This window comes from Streptomyces sp. NEAU-YJ-81, assembly GCF_017592595.1.
In the GTDB taxonomy this organism is placed as follows: Bacteria; Actinomycetota; Actinomycetes; order Streptomycetales; family Streptomycetaceae; genus Streptomyces; species Streptomyces hygroscopicus_B.
On record NZ_JAGFNO010000006.1, the window covers coordinates 288,955 to 306,199 of the forward strand.

A 17,245-nucleotide genomic window follows, 5' to 3' on the forward strand; every position below is an offset into this window, starting at 1 on the left:
CTTCCCCGCCGTACCGTCCGTCACGTCCGTAACACCTCTCACCGCCCCCGCGGCGGACGGCCCGCCCGGCCGTTCCGCCCGGGGGCGGTGAGGGCTCAAGGCCAAGGAGGCCCCCGTTGCCCGAGCTGCCCGAGGTCGAGGTGGTCCGCCGCGGACTGGAGCGCTGGGTCAGCGGCCGTACGGTCGCCGAGGTCCAGGTGCTGCATCCGCGCGCGGTCCGTCGCCACCTCGGCGGCCCGGAGGACTTCGCGGCCCGGCTCAGGGGCCGCCGCACCGGGATCGTCCGCCGCCGCGGCAAGTACCTGTGGCTGCCGTTCGACGATGACGCCGCCGCCGAGGCGGTCCTGGCCCATCTCGGGATGAGCGGGCAGCTGCTGGTCCAGCCGGCCGAGGCCCCCGACGAGAAGCATCTGCGCATCCGGGTCCGCTTCGCCGATGACGCGGGCACCGAGCTGCGCTTCGTCGACCAGCGCACCTTCGGCGGGCTCTCGCTGCACGACACCGTCCCCGGCGATCTGGAGGGGCTGCCGGACGCCATCGCGCACATCGCCCGCGACCCGCTGGACCCCGCCTTCGACGAGGCGGCCTTCCACACCGCGCTGCGCCGCCGCCGCACCACGATCAAGCGCGCCCTGCTGGACCAGTCGCTGATCAGCGGGGTCGGCAACATCTACGCCGACGAGGCGCTGTGGCGCGCCCGGCTGCACTACGACCGGCCGACCGCGACCCTCGCCCGCCCGCGCGCCGCCGAACTCCTCGGCCATGTGCGCGAGGTGATGACCGCGGCGCTGGCCGTCGGCGGCACCAGCTTCGACAGCCTTTACGTCAATGTGAACGGCGAGTCGGGGTACTTCGAGCGCTCCCTGGACGCGTACGGCCGCGAGAACGAGCCGTGCCGCCGCTGCGGCACCGCGATGCGCCGCCGCCCCTGGATGAACCGCTCCAGCTACTTCTGCCCGCGCTGTCAGCGCCCGCCGCGCCCGGCCATCACGGCCCGGCCGGCGTCCCGCCCGGCCGCCTCGCCGCTGTCGGCGCGCGCCGTGTCGTAGCGCTCCTGCGCCGTCAGCACCTCGGGCATCCGGTCCTCGACCAGATTGATCAGTGCCAGCAGCCGCTCGGCGACACCGCTGCCCAGCGGGGTCAGCCGGTAGTCCACGCGGGGCGGGTTGGTCGGCTGCGCCTCGCGGTGCACCAGACCGTCGCGCTCCAGCGCGTGCAGCGTCTGGGACAGCATCTTCTCGCTGACGCCGTCGACCCGCCGCCGCAGCTCGTTGAAGCGGAAGGTGCCCTCATGGAGCGCGCCCAGGATGAGGGCGCCCCATTTTCCGGTGACATGCTCCAGCGTGCCGCGCGAGGGGCAGGCGCGGGCGAACACGTCGAAGGCCAGGTTCTCCGCGTCCGCCGTGGAGGACGCCGCGCCAGTGCGTTCACAGTCCATGCACACACCATACGCGCACTCAGCGCTGACTCCCGGGCTGCGCTTTCGCATGGTGAGTATGCAGCTGCGGGCGCATGCGAAGCCCGGGGCGCGTGCGTACGCCCCGGGCTTGGCGGGTGACCTGCGGCGGCTGCCCGCTCAGCGGCTCAGTAGCCGAAGTCCTGGGTCCACCAAGGGCCGCCGGTGCCGAGGTGCGTGCCGACGCCCAGTCGCTTGAACGAGCAGTTGAGGATGTTGGCGCGGTGGCCGGAGCTGTTCATCCAGGAGTCCATGACGGCCTGCGCGTCCGACTGTCCGCGGGCGATGTTCTCCCCGCCCAGATCCAGGATGCCCGCGCTCTCGGCGCGGTCCCAGGGGCTGTCGCCGTCGGGGCTGATGTGGTCGAAGAACTGGCGCAGGGACATGTCCTCGCTGAAGTCCTCGGCCAACTGGGCGAGTTTGGGGTCGGCCGTCACGGGGGCGCAGCCGGCCTTCTCGCGCTCCTCGTTGACGAGGGTGAGGACCTCGGTCTCCGAGGCGGTCTCGGGACCGGCCGACTCCGCCGGCGGCGCGGGCGCGGTCGGCTCCGTCGTGGGCGTACGGGACGGCTTCCCGTGTCCGCCGCCCTTCGAGTTGCCCTTGCCCTTGCCCTTGCCCTGGCCGTTTCCGCCGTCTCCGCCGTTCCCGGAGGGCGCGGAGGACCCCGGCTGCTCCGGCGGTGTGGTGGAAGGGGTGCTGGAGGGCTTGGAAGGGGTCTTGGAGGGAGTTGTGGAGGGTGCGTGAGGGCGATCGTCGCCGCGGCTGGGCGGTATCGAGCTGCGGCCGGTCGGGGCCGCGGACTGCGAGCCCTGTGTCTCCAGGCCCGAGTCCGTGGGACCGCCTGCCTGGACCTGTCCGGCGGAGTCATTGCCCCCGCCCAGTTTGTAGCCGTCTCCCGGAACGAGTCCGGAGGCCATCGCCACCGCGCCAACCGCGACGGCGGCGGACACGCCCAACAGTCCGGTCCGGACCGGAGCGAGGGGGCTCCGGTGCGGTCCCCGGTGGCGGCCTGCGATGGCCTCGTGCGCCACGGCCCCGGGGGCAGATCGTCGATGGCGGCCCATCTCCTGCCTTCCTTGTGTTCTCGGCGTCAAAAGTCGCTCGAAATGTGTCACTCGTGTGCGCGAGCCATGTATCACTCGTGTGGGTGAGTCTCGTTGAGCCGGGACTGTACGCCATTCGGGCCCCAACGCGCGTGCCCAGTGGCTAATTGGATGGTTTAGCGCCTGCTCGCGGGTGGGGTTAGCGTGCGCGTATGAACGAGAGAGTCCGCCTCACCGTGTGGGTCCGCGGCCATGTCCAGGGCGTCGGCTTCCGCTGGTACACCCGGGCCAACGCGCTGCGTATCGGGGGCCTCGTCGGCTTTGCCTCCAACCTCGCCGACGGGCGGGTGCAGGTGGTCGCGGAGGGCTCGCGTGCGGAATGCGAACAGCTACTCGAATGGCTGCAGGATGGCGACACGCCCGGGAAAGTCGAGGGAATCACCGAGATCTGGGACACACCGCGCGGTGGCTACGGCACCTTCGAAATCCGTTGATCAACTCACCGGAGGCACCCTCCGCGGTACCCCGCTGACCATGCCTTCCCTGCGCACGGTGAGCAGAAATCGGCTGATGGTTGCCAACGAAGCCGCGCCGTGGAAGGCTGCGGTGTCACGGAAGATCCCCGACCGCCATGGGTCCTCTGGAGAGGGGTGGGCACAGTCCGCCGCCCGTGTGCTCTCGACCCCTGCGGCCCCGTCGGCATGTGATCGTGTTGACCCTCAAACCAATTGGTGAGACGCTGGAAGCCCCGCGCACCTTAACTGTTTGCCGCACAGCACGGTAGTAATTCGGCAGGCAACGCGGGTGCAAATCCCTCACGACCCAGACCGCTTCGGTCGGTCACTCAGTGTGGAGGACCATCCATCATGGCAAAGGCGCTTCTCGGTTACGTCGGCGGTTCCGACCCCCGAGTCCTCGCCGAGATGCGACGGCTTCAGCAGCGCGTCCAGGATCTCGAATCCGAGCTCGTCCGGATTCAGGCCGAGAACGACGCACTGTCCGCCGCCGCTCACTACCACGGCGACTCGCTGCTCGAAAGCATCGACGTATCCCAGGCGGAGCCTGCGCTCGCCTGACCCAGCCCAAGGGCCGGTCGGGCTGCATCGTCAGCCGCTTGAGAACCTTCAAGGGACGCCTCGGCGTCCCTTCGTCGTATCCCCAAGTGGTCTCCGAGCCACCCTTACCGACTGATGTGCCCCTCTCTCCCAGCGGTGAAACCGATCATTGCTGAAACCGAGAAAAAGCCGGGACGGGAGCGCGGCGCCACCGTCACGGGACGGTGCCGGAAGAGGGGTGGCGGGTAGAGTCCAAAGGCGTGCATCTCAAGAGCCTGACCCTGCGAGGGTTCAAATCCTTCGCCTCCGCCACGACGCTCCGGTTCGAGCCGGGTATCACCTGCGTCGTCGGCCCCAACGGCTCGGGCAAGTCCAATGTCGTGGACGCCCTTTCCTGGGTCATGGGCGAACAGGGTGCCAAGTCCCTGCGCGGCGGGAAGATGGAGGACGTCATCTTCGCGGGGACCACCGGCCGTCCCCCGCTCGGCCGCGCCGAGGTCTCGCTCACCATCGACAACGCGGATGGCGCGCTGCCCATCGACTACGCCGAAGTCACCATCACGCGGATCATGTTCCGCAACGGCGGCAGCGAGTACCAGATCAATGGGGACACCTGCCGGCTGCTGGACATCCAGGAGCTGCTCTCCGACTCCGGCATCGGCCGTGAGATGCACGTCATCGTCGGGCAGGGCCAGCTCGACGGGGTGCTGCACGCCGACCCGACCGGCCGCCGCGCCTTCATCGAGGAGGCCGCGGGCGTCCTCAAGCACCGCAAGCGCAAGGAGAAGGCGCTGCGGAAGCTGGACGCCATGCAGGCCAACCTCGCACGCGTCCAGGACCTCACCGACGAGCTGCGCCGCCAGCTCAAGCCGCTCGGCCGGCAGGCCGCGGTGGCCCGGCGGGCCGCCGTCATCCAGGCCGATCTGCGCGACGCCCGGCTGCGCCTGCTCGCCGACGACCTGGTGACCCTGCGCGAGGCGCTGCGCGCCGAGATCGCCGACGAGGCCGAGCTCAAGCGCCGTAAGGAGGCCGCGGAGGCCGAGCTGCGCAAGGCACAGCAGCGCGAGGCGGCGCTGGAGGAGCAGGTGCGTCAGCTCGCGCCCCGGCTGCGGGACGCCCAGCAGACCTGGTACGAGCTCTCGCAGCTCGCCGAGCGGGTGCGCGGCACGATCAGCCTGGCGGACGCCCGGGTCAAGAGCGCCACCTCCGCTCCCGGGGAGGAGCGGCGCGGCCGCGACCCGGAGGACATGGAGCGCGAGGCGGCCCGCATCCGGGAGCAGGAGGCCGAGCTGGAGGCCGCCCTGGAAGCGGCGAGCCGGGCGCTGGAGGACACCGTAGCGCACCGGGCCGAGCTCGAACGCAGCCTGGCCGACGAGGAGCGCCGCCTGAAGGACGTGGCGCGTGCCATCGCCGACCGCCGCGAAGGGCTCGCCCGGCTCCAGGGCCAGGTGAACGCGGCTCGTAGCCGGGCCGGTTCGGCGCGTGCCGAGATCGAGCGGCTGGCCGCGTCCCGCGACGAGGCACAGACCCGGGCGGTCGCCGCGCAGGAGGAGTACGAGCAGCTCAAGGCGGAGGTCGACGGACTCGACGCGGACGACGCGGAACTGGCGGAGCGCCATGAGGCCGCCAAGCGCGAGCTGGCCGAGGCGGAGACCGCGCTGAGCGCGGCCCGCGAGGCCGCGACGGCCGCCGAGCGTGAGCGCGCCGCGACCTCCGCCCGCCATGACGCCCTCGCCCTCGGCCTGCGCCGTAAGGACGGCACGGGCGCCCTGCTTGCCGCCGCCGACCGCCTTGGCGGACTCCTGGGCCCCGCCGCCGAACTCCTTACCGTCACCCCGGGCTTCGAGGTCCCCGTCGCCGCGGCCCTGGGCGCCGCCGCCGACGCGATCGCCGTCACCGGCCCCCGCGCGGCGGCCGAGGCGATCCGCCTCCTGCGCACCGATGACGCCGGCCGCGCCGCCCTCCTCCTGACCACGGCCGCCCCCGACCACGCGGAGCCCCCGGCCGCCGCCTCGGAGCCGGGCGGTTCCGGCGCGCCGTGCGCCGCCTCCGGTGAACCCGCCCCGGGCGGCGCCGCCCTCGTGCCGGGGACGCGCGCCGAAGGGACGGTGCCGGGCGAGCCGGGCCAGGTGACCCCGCCGCGATCGGCCGTCGCCCCGGCAGCGGCCGGTTCCCCCGCTCCCCCCTTCGCGCCGGAGCCCGGCGGTTCGGAGGCGGGCGGGGCGCTGGGTGCGAATGCCGAAGCGCCCACGGCCGGGGCGGGTTCCCCGGCCGCCGCGCCCCCGCCGGACGGCCGGGCGGGTGGGTCCACCGACGCGGGTGACGGCGCTGCCGCCGTACCGGGTACGCGGTCCCCGGACGGTCCGGTAGCCGGGTCCTCCGGCTCCGATGACGGTTCTCGGCCCGGCGGGATCGGCGAACCGTCGGGCGGGGCGGACTCCTGGGGCACCGGGTCGGGGTCCGGCGGCCCGGGCGCGCCGCAGGCCGGCGCCGATACCGCGGGGGCGTCGCCCGACGCGGGGGACGGTGCTGCCCCGGGCACACGCGCGCCGGGCACCGACGCCGCGAGCCGGGGTGACACGGGTGCCGCGAGCGCGTCCGCAGGGCCCGGCGCCGGCCGGCCAGTGGTGCCGAGTACGCGGCCGGAGGCGTCCGGGGACGAGGGCCGCGGTCCCCATACGGCGTCTGACGGCGCCCCACCCGCTTCGGAGCCCGGCGCCACGGTCGCCGCCGTCGGTGGGCCGTCCGGGTCGTCCACGTCGGCCGTTTCCGCGCGGGTGCCGCATCCCGCCGGGGGAGAGGCGACCGTGCCGGGTGCCGTACCCGAGGGGGCCGCCACCCGCGATGAGCCCGGTAAGGCCGCGACGGCCGAAGGATCCCCATGGGTGGCGGATTTGGTGGCCGGGCCCGCGGCGCTGCTGCCCGCCGTAAGGCGGTTGCTCGACGGCATGGTGGTGGTCGGGACCCTGGAGGAAGCCGAGGAATTGCTCACTCGGCGGCCGGAGTTGACGACGGTGACCGCCGAGGGCGATCTGCTCGGGGCGCACTTCGCACAGGGCGGGTCCGCCGGGGCGCCCACACTGCTGGAGGTGCAGGCGTCCGTCGACGAGGCGGCGGCGCGGCTCGAGCGGCTCGCCGTACGGTGCGAGGAGCTGGCCGGGGCGCAGCGCGCGGCGAAGGAGCGGCGGGCCGAGTGCCTGGCGCTCGTCGAGGAGCTCGGGGGCCGCCGGAGCGCGGCGGACCGGGAGAAGTCGCGGGTCGCGCAGTCGCTGGGCCGGCTGGCCGGGCAGGCGCGCGGGGCCGCCGGGGAGGCCGAGCGGTCGGCCGCGGCCGTCGCCAGGGCCGAGGAGGCGCTGGAGCGGGCGACCGGGGAGGCGGAGGAGCTGGCCGAGCGGCTGGCGGTGGCGGAGGAGCAACCGGGTGAGGAAGAGCCCGACACCTCCGTACGGGACCGGCTCGCGGCCGACGGCGCCAACGCCCGGCAGACCGAGATGGAGGCGCGGCTCCAAGTCCGTACGCATGAGGAGCGTGTCAAGGGGCTCGCGGGGCGGGCCGACGCGCTCGACCGGGGGGCGCGCGCCGAGCGCGAGGCCCGGGCCCGCGCCGAGCAGTTGCGCGCCCGGCTGCGCCATGAGGCCCAGGTGGCCTCCGCCGTGGCCTCCGGCGCCCGTCAGCTGCTCGCGCATGTCGAGGTGTCGCTGGTACGGGCCGGGCAGGAGCGGGACGCCGCGGAGCGCGCCAAGGCCGAGCGCGAGCGGGAGCTGGACACCGCCCGTGGCCAGGGGCGCGACCTCAAGAGCGAGTTGGACAAGCTGACCGACTCGGTGCACCGGGGCGAGGTGCTGGGGGCGGAGAAGCGGATGCGGATCGAGCAGTTGGAGAGCAAGGCGCTGGAGGAGCTGGGGGTCGAACCGGCCGGGCTGATCGCCGAATACGGCCCCGGCGAGCTCGTCCCGCCGTCCCCGCCCGCCGAGGGCGAGGTGCTGCCGGAGGATCCCGAGCATCCGCGCAACCAGCCGGTGCGGTATGTGAGGGCGCAGCAGGAGAAGCGGCTGAAGGCGGCGGAGCGCGCGTACCAGCAGCTCGGCAAGGTCAATCCGCTGGCGCTGGAGGAGTTCGCGGCGCTGGAGGAGCGGCATCAGTTCCTGAGCGAGCAGCTGGAGGACCTCAAGAAGACCCGGGCCGATCTCCTGCAGGTGGTCAAGGAGGTCGACGAGCGGGTCGAGCAGGTCTTCACGGAGGCGTACCGGGACACGGCGCGCGAGTTCGAGGGCGTCTTCTCACGGCTGTTCCCGGGCGGGGAGGGTCGGCTGGTGCTGACCGACCCCGAGAACATGCTGACCACGGGCGTGGACGTGGAGGCCCGGCCGCCGGGCAAGAAGGTCAAGCGGCTGTCGCTGCTGTCGGGCGGTGAGCGTTCGCTGACCGCCGTGGCCCTGCTGGTGTCGATCTTCAAGGCGCGGCCGAGCCCGTTCTATGTGATGGACGAGGTCGAGGCGGCGCTCGACGACACCAATCTGCAGCGGCTGATCCGGATCATGCAGGAGCTGCAGGAGGCTTCCCAGTTGATCGTGATCACTCACCAGAAGCGGACGATGGAGGTCGCCGACGCGCTGTACGGCGTCTCCATGCAGGGTGACGGTGTCTCAAAGGTCATCAGTCAGCGCTTGCGGTGACCGATTCAATACTTGAAGTCAAGACATGCCCCTGCGTGTCGCCATGCTGCAACGATTTCTTCGTCACACTCTATTGACTTCGAAACTTGAAGGAATAGTCTCTGCAACGTTGCTTTTACCTTCAAGTGGTGGTCGACGCCTTAGCAGCCTCCGCTGGAAGGGCCAGCCGTCCCCCCCACGTCCGGCAGCGTTGCCGGACGGGCGTCAGGAGTTCACGTTGTCCACCACCGTGCAGGCAGAGGGAGCCGAGGGCCGCAAGGCCCAGCCGGACCACCTCGGCCATGTCATCTTCATCACCGCCGCCGCCGCGATGGGTGGCTTTCTCTTCGGCTACGACAGCTCGGTGATCAACGGAGCGGTCGAAGCCATCCGGGGCAAGTACGACATCGGCTCCGCGGCCCTCGCCCAGGTCGTGGCCATCGCCCTGATCGGCTCGGCCATCGGCGCCGCCACCGCGGGCCGGATAGCCGACCGGATCGGCCGGATCCGCGTCATGCAGATCGCCGCCGCCCTCTTCACGATCAGCGCGGTCGGCTCGGCGCTGCCCTTCTCGCTGTGGGACCTGGCGATGTGGCGGGTGCTCGGCGGTATCGGCATCGGCATGGCCTCGGTGATCGGCCCGGCCTACATCGCCGAGGTCGCCCCGCCCGCCTACCGTGGCCGGCTCGCCTCGTTCCAGCAGGCCGCGATCGTCGTCGGCATCGCCATCTCCCAGCTCGTCAACTGGGGCATCCTCAACCTCGCCGACGGCGACCAGCGCGGCCAGATCGCCGGTCTGGAGGCCTGGCAGTGGATGCTCGGCGTCATGGTCATCCCCGCCGTCCTCTACGGGCTGCTGTCCTTCGCCATCCCCGAGTCGCCCCGCTTCCTGATCTCCGCCGGCCGGACCGAGCAGGCCAAGCAGGTCCTCGAAGAGGTCGAGGGCAAGACCGTGGACCTCGATGTGCGGGTCGCCGAGATCGACCGGGCCATGCGCAGTGAGGAGAAGTCGACCTTCAAGGACCTCCTCGGCGGCCGGTTCGGTCTGCTGCCCATCGTCTGGATCGGCATCGGGCTCTCGGTCTTCCAGCAGCTCGTCGGCATCAACGTGGCGTTCTACTACTCCTCGACGCTGTGGCAGTCCGTCGGCGTCGACCCGAGCAGCTCGTTCTTCTACTCCTTCACCACGTCGATCATCAACATCCTCGGCACCGTGATCGCGATGATCTTCGTCGACCGGGTCGGCCGCAGGCCGCTCGCGCTCATCGGCTCCGTCGGCATGGCCGTCTCCCTCGGCCTGGTGGCCTGGGCCTTCTCGGCCCACCTGGTGGACGGCAAGCTGCCGCACGCCGAGGGCGTCCTCGCGCTGATCGCGGCCCACGCCTTCGTGCTCTTCTTCGCCCTCTCGTGGGGCGTGGTGGTCTGGGTCCTGCTCGGCGAGATGTTCCCGAACAAGATCCGCGCCGCGGCCCTCGGTGTCGCCGCCTCCGCCCAGTGGATCGCCAACTGGGCCATCACCGCCAGCTTCCCGAGCCTGTCGGAGTGGAACCTGTCGGCCACGTACGTCATGTACACAGCCTTCGCCCTGCTCTCGATCCCGTTCATCCTCAAGTGGGTGCCGGAGACCAAGGGCAAGGCGTTGGAGGAGATGGGCTAACCCCCCCGCCGCCCACTCCTCGCACAGGAGAACTGCCCCGCCTCAGTCCTTGAGGCGGGGCAGCACTCGTTCCGCGAACAGCCGCAGGGACCGCCAGCCCTCCTCGACCGGCATCCCCCCGCACAGCGGATGGAGCACCAGGCTCGCCGGCTCGCCGCCCTCCGCCGCGTACGCGACGCACTCCTCGGGGGTCACGATGCGGTAGACGCCCTCGCGGCGCAGCGCCTCCACGTCCTCGGCCCGTGAGCGCACCGCCGAGCGCACCGTGCCCTGCTGCCAGGAGGCGTACCTGCGCGCCTCGTACAGCAGATGGGTGCCGTACCGCGCCCAGGCCCGTTCCGGGTCCTCGGACAGATGCAGCAGCGGGGTGGCCGCCGGGGGCATCAGACACCAGCCCTCGGTGCCGTACTCCGCCCGCCGCGCGTGGTAGTACGCCTCCAGCTCCGGCAGATGCGCGCTCGGGAAGAACGGCAGGCCGAGGCGGGCCGCGCGGCGCGCCGCCGCCTGCGAACTGCCGCCGACCAGCAGCGGCGGATGCGGCCGGGTGTACGGGCGCGGGGTGATCCGGACGGTGCGGCCCCGGTAGTCGAAGGGCTCGCCCGTCCAGGCCGCGAGCAGCGTCTCCAGTGCCTCGTCCTGCAGCGCCCCGCGCCGCTTCCAGTCCTTGTCCTGGGCCGCGTACTCCTCCGGCCGGTAGCCGATCCCCGCCACCGTGATCAGCCGCCCGCCACTGGCCAGATCCAGCACGGCGAGGTCCTCGGCGAGCCGCAGCGGGTCGTACAGCGGCGCGATCAGCGCCGAGAGGGTGACGGTGATCCGGCGGGTGGCGCCCAGCAGCGTGCCCGCGAAGGGCAGCGGGGCGGGCAGCCAGTTGTCGGGGGAGCCATGGTGCTCCTCGGTCTGGAGGGTGGAGATGCCCCGCTCATCGGCGAAGGCCGCCATCTCGAGGGCGGCACGGTACCGCTCGGACAGGCTGCGCGGGGTCGCGTCGGGATCGACGAGGTTGAGGCGTACGACCGTGACCGGCATGGCGGATGTCCTCCTTCGTCGCGGATGCGGCAGCCGGACCGTAACTGACGGACCGTCAAATCACCACCCGCATGGGCCGTTCGGCCCACCGCCCGGGCACGGCCGGGACGGATGACTCATGTGCCTGGGACGCGGGGCGGCCGATCGTAAGGGTCGGCCCGCCCCATGGGCCGCAGCCCACAACGCCAACTGAGGAGGGGTGCGTGACAATCAGCACGGGGGAATCACTCATCACCGCGGCCGACATCGACGACCTGATCAACCGGGTCCGGCTGACCGCGGGCGACCCCGGGGACCTGGAATCCGCCAAGGCCGCGCTCTTCTCCGGCGCCGCCCCGGACCCCGAGGCCGCGCGGCTCATCCGGCAGCGGCTGCTGGTGACCGCCCTGCACCACGGGGGCGCGCTGCTGGCCAAGCTGCTCAGCCGGCTGAGCCCCCGCGAAACCGCGATGGTGCGCCGGTACGCACACCGGCTCGCCAACTTCCTGGACACGCTGGAGGTCTGGGCGGCGCAGCCCATCATGCTCGCCCTGATGCGCTTCGGACTGCCTTACGAAGAGGCCGAGACGATCGCCGTCGCCGTACTGGTGCTCGTCTGGTGAGTATCCAGCCCCGGCGCCGCCGACGGGATACGGAACGGGGGTGCTAGGAGGTCACCGGTTCGGGTGGGGCGCGGCATCCGCGCACTTCACGGCCGCGGCGGCGGGTAGGGCTCGGGCGAGACCAAGGAGAACGACCATGCGCCCTACCCGAATCCGCACGGCGATCGCACTCGGCCTGAGCGCCGGGGCCGTCGTGTGGACCGCGGCCGCCTCACCCGCCACCGCCTCCTCCCCGGCCGCCACGTCCGAGGACACCGCCTGGCGGGAGGCGGGGCACTACGACACCACCGCGGCCTGCAAGCGCGCGGGCAAGGCGGGCATCGAGCGGCACAAGTGGGACGAGTACAAGTGCCGCCCCGGCCGCAACGACAACTACGTCACGCTGTGGGCCAGAGGCGGCTCCGGCGCGGCGCGCGCCCTGACCGCCGGGCCGGCCGCCGGCTGAGATGCGACATGCCGCACTGCCGAAGGACCGCGCCGTGCGCGCCGCGGGCGGGGTATCGGCACTGATCGTGGTGGTCCTGGCCGGATGGGTGGCCGGGATGCTGAGGGTCAACGACCAGTGGCTCGCGCTCGCCTATCCCCACCCCCGGGGCGCCACCGTGCTGACCCGGGTCGCCGTGGGCGTCCCGGTGCTGGGCGTCGGAGTGCTGCTGCTGGCCGAGCGCGAGGCCCGGCGCTACGGCGGCGTCCTGCTGGTGGCCGGCGGCCTGTGGCTGCTGCCCTCGGCCGCGGCCGGTCTGCTGGGCCTGGCCGACCTGGGCACCACGGGCGCCGTGCTGTCCCTGCTGCTCGCCGCCGCCAAGATGGCCTGCCGCCCGCTGACCGTGCTGCTGCTGCCGCTGTGGCTGTTCCCGCGGGGCGGGCGCCGGCGGTGGCAGTGGTGGGTGATCAGCCTGGGCGCGTCCGGCTACTGGCTGGGGTACTCGGGGCTGTGGCTGATCAGCGAGCCCCGGGTGGGCTCCGTGCTCAACCCGGCGTTCGCCACCGCGGGCGGCCAGTGGGCCTTCGACCACCTCGACACCTACGCCGAAGCCGAGCCCTGGGTGCTGCGCAGCGTCGCGGCGGCCGTGACCGCCGCCCTGTGCTGCCGCGCCGCCCTCTCGCGCGGCGCCGAGCGGCGCGACTGGGCGCTGCTGGCCGCCGCCTATCCCGCCTGTGTCTCGCTCCTCCTGTCCCAGTGGGGCGAGGGCGTGCCCACCATCGTGGCCCGCACCGTCGGCAGCGCCGTATGGGCCGCCGCGATCTGCCTCGGCGTCGCCCGCACCGGCATATGGCGGCTGGACCGCTCCACCAGCCACCGCCTCGCCCGCGCCTTCGTGCTCACCTCACTGGCGGCCGTGGTGGTCTGCGCGGTCGTCGCCGTCCAGGCCGGACTCCCCTCCGTACGGAGCGGGGCCACCACCGTCACCGCCGGGTGCGCCCTGGTGCTGGGCTGGGGGCTGCGGCCCAGCGCCCGCTGGCTCACCCTCTGCGTCGAGCGCGCCTTCTACGGTCCCCGGCACCGCCCGCACGAAGCCGTGAGCGCCCTCGCCGTAAGGCTGCAACAGGCCCCGCACCCCGGCGAGGTGCCCCAGCAGATCTGCCGCAGCGCCGTGGAGGACCTCGGCGTCTCGGGTGCCGCCGTCAGCGTCGACACCCGCGCCGGGCCCCGGCGGCTGGCCTCCGAGGGTGCCCCGCTGACCGGCCCGGTCCAGACGTTCGTGCTGCGCCACCACGGCCGCACCGTCGGCCGACTGGAGGTCTCCCGCGACGGCTCCGGCACCCCGGCGGAACGCGACAGCGGACTGCTCTCCCTCCTCGCCGACCAGGCCGCACCCGCACTCGCCGCGCTGCGCCTGGCCGAGGAGGCTCAAGCCGCCCGGGAACGGCTGGTGCTCGCCCGCGAAGAGGAGCGCCGTCGGCTGCGCCGGGAGATCCACGACGGACTCGGCCCCCAACTGGCCGCCGTAAGGCTGCGCCTGGACATCGCGCAGACCTCCTGTCCGCCCGGTCACCCCGCCACCCCGCAGCTGTGCGAGGCCGCCGAGACGCTCGCCGAGGCCCTGGTCGAGGTGCGGCGGATCACCGCGGGCCTGGCGCCTGCCGCGCTGGCCGAGCGCGGACTGGCCGGTGCGGTCCGGGACCTGGCACACCGCCTGGGCGTCGCCGGGCTACGGGTCAGCGTCGCCAGCCGCCCCGCGGCACTGCCTCCGCTGTCGCCCGGCGTCGAGACGGCCGCGTACCGGATCGCGGCGGAGTCGCTGACCAACGCTGTACGACACGCCAGGGCGCGCCAGGTGAGCGTCGAGCTGACCGCGGGCCCGGACACCCTTGAGGTCAAGGTCGCCGACGACGGGAGCGGACTGCGCGAGACCGCGGTGCCCGGGGTCGGCCTCGCGTCGGTCACCGAACGGGCCGAGGAGATCGGCGGCTCCTGCTCGGTGACCGGATCGGCGACCGGCACGGTGGTCCACGCGGTACTGCCGCTCGCCGGACCGGGCGAACACGGGAACCCCGAGGAGCACCGGAAGCCCACGGGGCACGAGGCGTGCCGGGCGCTGCTCAAGACAGGCAGACCGATGAGCCGGGCGCCTTAGGGCGGCATGGAGCCTCCGGGTGCTGGGGTTTTCTGGCCGGGGGCACCTCCCAGCGGTAGCTGGGGGCGAGCCGAATGGGCGCGCCGCTGTCGAAAGGGAGAGCGCGCGCAGGGAGCGAGGGCTGCGATCGATATGCGGCTCCGCCGCGTGGGCGACCGAGCACGGTCGACCTCGACAGGGGGCACCTCCCAGCGGTAGCTGGGGGAGGCTGAGGCGCCCCGGAGGCGAACCGAGCCTCACAAAAGAAGGAGTCATAGCGTGCCGCAGTGGCGGGTGCTGCTGGTGGACGATCATCCCCTCTTCCGTGAGGGTCTGGCCGCCGCCGTCAATCTCGATGACGCGTTCGCCGTCGTCGGGCAGGCGGCCTGCGCGGACGGGGCGATAACCGAGGCCGTGCGCACCGCTCCGGATCTGGTGGTGATGGATCTCGGGCTGCCGGGCCGGTCCGGTCTGGAGGCGACGCGGCGGATCTTGTGCGATCACCCTGAGATCCGGGTGCTGGTCATGACGATGTCCGAGGACGACGACAGCCTGCTGGCCGCCGTGCGCGCGGGGGCCCGCGGCTATCTGCTCAAGGGCGCGGGCCGGGACGAGATCCTGCGGGCGCTGCACACCGTGGCGCGCGGCGGCGCGGTCTTCAGCCCACGGATGGCCGAGCGGCTCGGCGCGCTGGTCGGCGCCTCCGGTTCGGCGTCCGCCAAGGAGGCGTTCCCGACTCTGACGGCCCGGGAGCGGGAGGTGCTGGACCTGCTCGCGGCCGGTCTCGGCTACCGTCAGATCGCCCAGCGGCTGGTGGTCACCGACAAGACGGTGCGCAATCACGTCGGCTCGATCTTCGCCAAGCTCCAAGTGCGCGACCGCGCCCAGGCGATCGTGCGTGCCCGGCAGGCCGGGCTGGGAGGCGAATGACTCGCTCCCCCTCGTGGCTGATACTGGGGGCGTTATGGAATACCTCATCCTTGCCGTAGTCATCGCTGTGGTCGCGGTCGCCGCGATCAGCGGGCTCGTGATCAGCGGCCGCAAGAAGAAGCGGCTGCCCCCGCCCCCGCCCAGCAGCCCCACCGTCACCGCGCCGCCCGCCGAACCGCACGTCGGCGAGGAGGCCGAAACCCCGCGTGAGGAACCACGCAGAACCATCGAGGAGGTGGACCTTCCGGGGACCGAGGCCCCGGCCGCGGAGGCACCCGCCGCCGCCCCGCCCGAGGTCCCGCCGATCGAGGTCCCGGAGCCGACCGCCGGCCGGCTGATCCGGCTGCGCGCCCGGCTGTCCCGCTCCCAGACCACTTTGGGCAAGGGGCTGCTGACGCTGCTGTCCCGGGAGCACCTCGACGACGACACCTGGGAGGAGATCGAGGACACGCTGCTGACCGCGGACGTCGGTGTGGCGCCGACCGAGGAGCTGGTCGAGCGGCTGCGCGAGCGCGTCAAGGTGCTCGGCACACGTAGCCCCGACGAGCTGCGCGGTCTGCTGCGTGAGGAGCTGCTGCGCCTCATCGGCACCGAGGCCGACCGTTCGGTGCACACCGAGAGCGGTGTGGGCGCGAACGGCGAGGAGAAGCCGGGCGTCGTCATGGTCGTCGGCGTCAATGGCACCGGTAAGACCACCACGACCGGCAAGCTGGCCCGGGTGCTCGTCGCGGACGGCAAGTCCGTGGTGCTCGGCGCGGCCGACACCTTCCGCGCCGCCGCCGCCGATCAGCTGCAGACCTGGGGCGAGCGGGTCGGCGCCCGTACGGTCCGGGGGCCGGAGGCCGGCGACCCGGCGTCGGTCGCCTTCGACGCGGTGAAGGAGGGCATCGCGGAGAGCGCGGATGTCGTCCTGATCGACACCGCCGGGCGGCTGCACACCAAGACCGGTCTGATGGACGAGCTGGGCAAGGTCAAGCGGGTCGTGGAGAAGCACGGCGCGGTGGACGAGGTGCTGCTCGTCCTCGACGCCACGACCGGGCAGAACGGCCTGGTGCAGGCGCGGGTGTTCGCGGAGGTCGTGGACATCACCGGCATCGTGCTGACCAAGCTGGACGGCACCGCCAAGGGCGGCATCGTCGTCGCGGTCCAGCGTGAGCTGAAGGTCCCGGTCAAGCTGGTGGGGCTGGGTGAGGGCGCGGATGATCTCGCGCCGTTCGAGCCGGAGGCGTTCGTCGACGCGCTGATCGGCGGCTGAGGCCGTGGTGGGGGGATCACCCGTATCGCGCCGGACGGGCCGGGGTTGACTCCCGGCCCGTCCGGCGTTCGTGTCCGGCTTTCACGGCGTCCGCGTACGGGGCGCTCGCGTAAGACTCGCGTAAGAGGGGAGCCTGAGGGTGCTCGCGTAAGAGGGAGCTGCCTCAGGCCCCGGCCCGGCGGCTCAGATAGGCGAGGGTGCCAAGGACCAGCCGGGCGTGCGGCGGGCGGCCCGCGGTGTCGAGGGTCGGCGGGCGCAGCCAGCGGACCGGTCCGAGGCCGCCGAGGTCCGAGGGCGGGGCGGTGATGTGGTCGCCCGGGCCCAGACAGCGCAGATCGAGGTCGGCGTCGTCCCAGCCCATGCGGTACAGCAGCTCGGGGAGTTCGGCGGCGGCGCCGGGGGCGACGAGGAACTGGGCGCGCCCGTGCGGGGTGACGGCCACCGGGCCGAGGGGCAGCCCCATCCGCTCCAGCCGGACCAGCGCGTGTCCGCCCGCGTACTCCGCGACCTCCAGGACGTCGAACGAGCGGCCCACGGGCAGCAGCACGGCCGCCCCCGGGACCTGCTCCCACGCGGCCGCGGCGGCGTCCAGCGTGGCGCCCGCCGGGACGCCGGGGGCGAAGGCGAGCGGATGCGCGCCGGGGGAGGGACAGCCGTGGTCACCGCATGAACATTCGTTTCTGCCGCCCCCCGAGCTCCGTGCCGCCCGCGCGCCCGGTACCACGTCCCAGCCCCACAGACCGGTGTACTCCGCCACCGTCGTGGACTCGGACGTACGGCCGCGGCGTCGTGAGCCGGACCGCATGTCCCGGTTGCCGCCGATCGTGAAGCCCATGCCCCCTCCAACGGGTCCCGCTCTGGATGGTTACGAGCCGGAACGTCGCGATGACGCTCCGTCGTCGATGAGGCGCGGCAGAGTGCGCTCCGATGTGACGGAGGTGGTGAGGCGCGACCCGTGCGCCCCCGCCTGCACCCCTTCACCTGTTTCCCGTCGCCCCGGTGTCA

Annotated in this window: 14 protein-coding genes; 10 read left to right on the forward strand and 4 right to left on the reverse strand. The window is 72.9% G+C overall.

The window, feature by feature from the left end; all coding sequences use genetic code 11:
• Positions 1-116: 116 nt before the first annotated feature.
• A complete protein-coding gene (gene mutM, locus J5X86_RS17440) occupies positions 117-1,049 on the forward strand; it encodes a bifunctional DNA-formamidopyrimidine glycosylase/DNA-(apurinic or apyrimidinic site) lyase (RefSeq protein WP_208517705.1) in 933 nt (310 codons plus the stop codon).
• Here mutM and J5X86_RS17445 read toward each other — a convergent pair.
• Both J5X86_RS17445 and J5X86_RS17450 read right to left on the reverse strand, forming a co-directional pair.
• A complete protein-coding gene (locus tag J5X86_RS17445) occupies positions 965-1,438 on the reverse strand; it encodes a helix-turn-helix domain-containing protein (protein WP_208517706.1) in 474 nt (157 codons plus the stop codon). The genes mutM and J5X86_RS17445 overlap by 85 nt on opposite strands.
• A gap of 146 nt (positions 1,439-1,584) precedes the next feature.
• Entirely contained in the window at positions 1,585-2,520 is a 936-nt protein-coding gene (locus tag J5X86_RS17450; protein ID WP_208517707.1) for a CAP domain-containing protein, read from the reverse strand.
• A 191-nt stretch (positions 2,521-2,711) separates the two neighbouring features.
• Between J5X86_RS17450 and J5X86_RS17455 the strand changes: the two genes are divergently transcribed.
• The 4 genes from J5X86_RS17455 (at position 2,712) to J5X86_RS17470 (ending at position 9,866) form a co-directional block, all read left to right on the forward strand.
• A complete protein-coding gene (locus J5X86_RS17455; protein ID WP_208517708.1) occupies positions 2,712-2,993 on the forward strand; it encodes an acylphosphatase in 282 nt (93 codons plus the stop codon).
• Positions 2,994-3,365: 372 nt separating this feature from the next.
• The gene (locus J5X86_RS17460; protein ID WP_014055172.1) at positions 3,366-3,575 is read left to right on the forward strand and encodes a hypothetical protein; all 210 of its coding nucleotides are present in this window, start codon (positions 3,366-3,368) and stop codon (positions 3,573-3,575) included.
• Positions 3,576-3,814: 239 nt separating this feature from the next.
• Positions 3,815-8,230 (forward strand): AAA family ATPase, encoded by a 4,416-nt coding sequence (locus J5X86_RS17465; RefSeq protein WP_208517709.1) that lies wholly within the window; start codon positions 3,815-3,817, stop codon positions 8,228-8,230.
• Between the two features lie 217 nt (positions 8,231-8,447).
• Positions 8,448-9,866, forward strand: coding sequence for a sugar porter family MFS transporter (locus J5X86_RS17470; RefSeq protein WP_208517710.1), 1,419 nt, complete (start codon positions 8,448-8,450; stop codon positions 9,864-9,866).
• A 42-nt stretch (positions 9,867-9,908) separates the two neighbouring features.
• Here J5X86_RS17470 and J5X86_RS17475 read toward each other — a convergent pair whose 3' ends face one another.
• On the reverse strand, positions 9,909-10,895 hold the full coding sequence (locus J5X86_RS17475) for an LLM class flavin-dependent oxidoreductase (RefSeq protein ID WP_208517711.1): 987 nt from the start codon (positions 10,893-10,895) through the stop codon (positions 9,909-9,911).
• Between the two features lie 203 nt (positions 10,896-11,098).
• Between J5X86_RS17475 and J5X86_RS17480 the strand changes: the two genes are divergently transcribed.
• The 5 genes from J5X86_RS17480 (at position 11,099) to ftsY (ending at position 16,240) form a co-directional block, all read left to right on the forward strand.
• Entirely contained in the window at positions 11,099-11,497 is a 399-nt protein-coding gene (locus J5X86_RS17480; protein ID WP_208517712.1) for a hypothetical protein, read from the forward strand.
• 136 nt (positions 11,498-11,633) lie between these two features.
• Positions 11,634-11,942, forward strand: coding sequence for a hypothetical protein (locus J5X86_RS17485; RefSeq protein WP_014055177.1), 309 nt, complete (start codon positions 11,634-11,636; stop codon positions 11,940-11,942).
• A 1-nt stretch (position 11,943) separates the two neighbouring features.
• Positions 11,944-14,076: a sensor histidine kinase gene (locus J5X86_RS51975; RefSeq protein ID WP_279595229.1), complete on the forward strand. Its 2,133-nt coding sequence runs from the start codon at positions 11,944-11,946 to the stop codon at positions 14,074-14,076.
• A 258-nt stretch (positions 14,077-14,334) separates the two neighbouring features.
• Positions 14,335-14,985, forward strand: a complete 651-nt coding sequence (locus J5X86_RS17495) for a response regulator transcription factor (RefSeq protein WP_119991630.1) — start codon at positions 14,335-14,337, stop codon at positions 14,983-14,985.
• Between the two features lie 34 nt (positions 14,986-15,019).
• Positions 15,020-16,240: a signal recognition particle-docking protein FtsY gene (gene ftsY / locus J5X86_RS17500; RefSeq protein ID WP_208517713.1), complete on the forward strand. Its 1,221-nt coding sequence runs from the start codon at positions 15,020-15,022 to the stop codon at positions 16,238-16,240.
• A 163-nt stretch (positions 16,241-16,403) separates the two neighbouring features.
• Here ftsY and J5X86_RS17505 read toward each other — a convergent pair whose 3' ends face one another.
• Positions 16,404-17,075, reverse strand: coding sequence for a bifunctional DNA primase/polymerase (locus J5X86_RS17505; protein WP_208517714.1), 672 nt, complete (start codon positions 17,073-17,075; stop codon positions 16,404-16,406).
• Between the last annotated feature and the right edge of the window lie 170 nt (positions 17,076-17,245).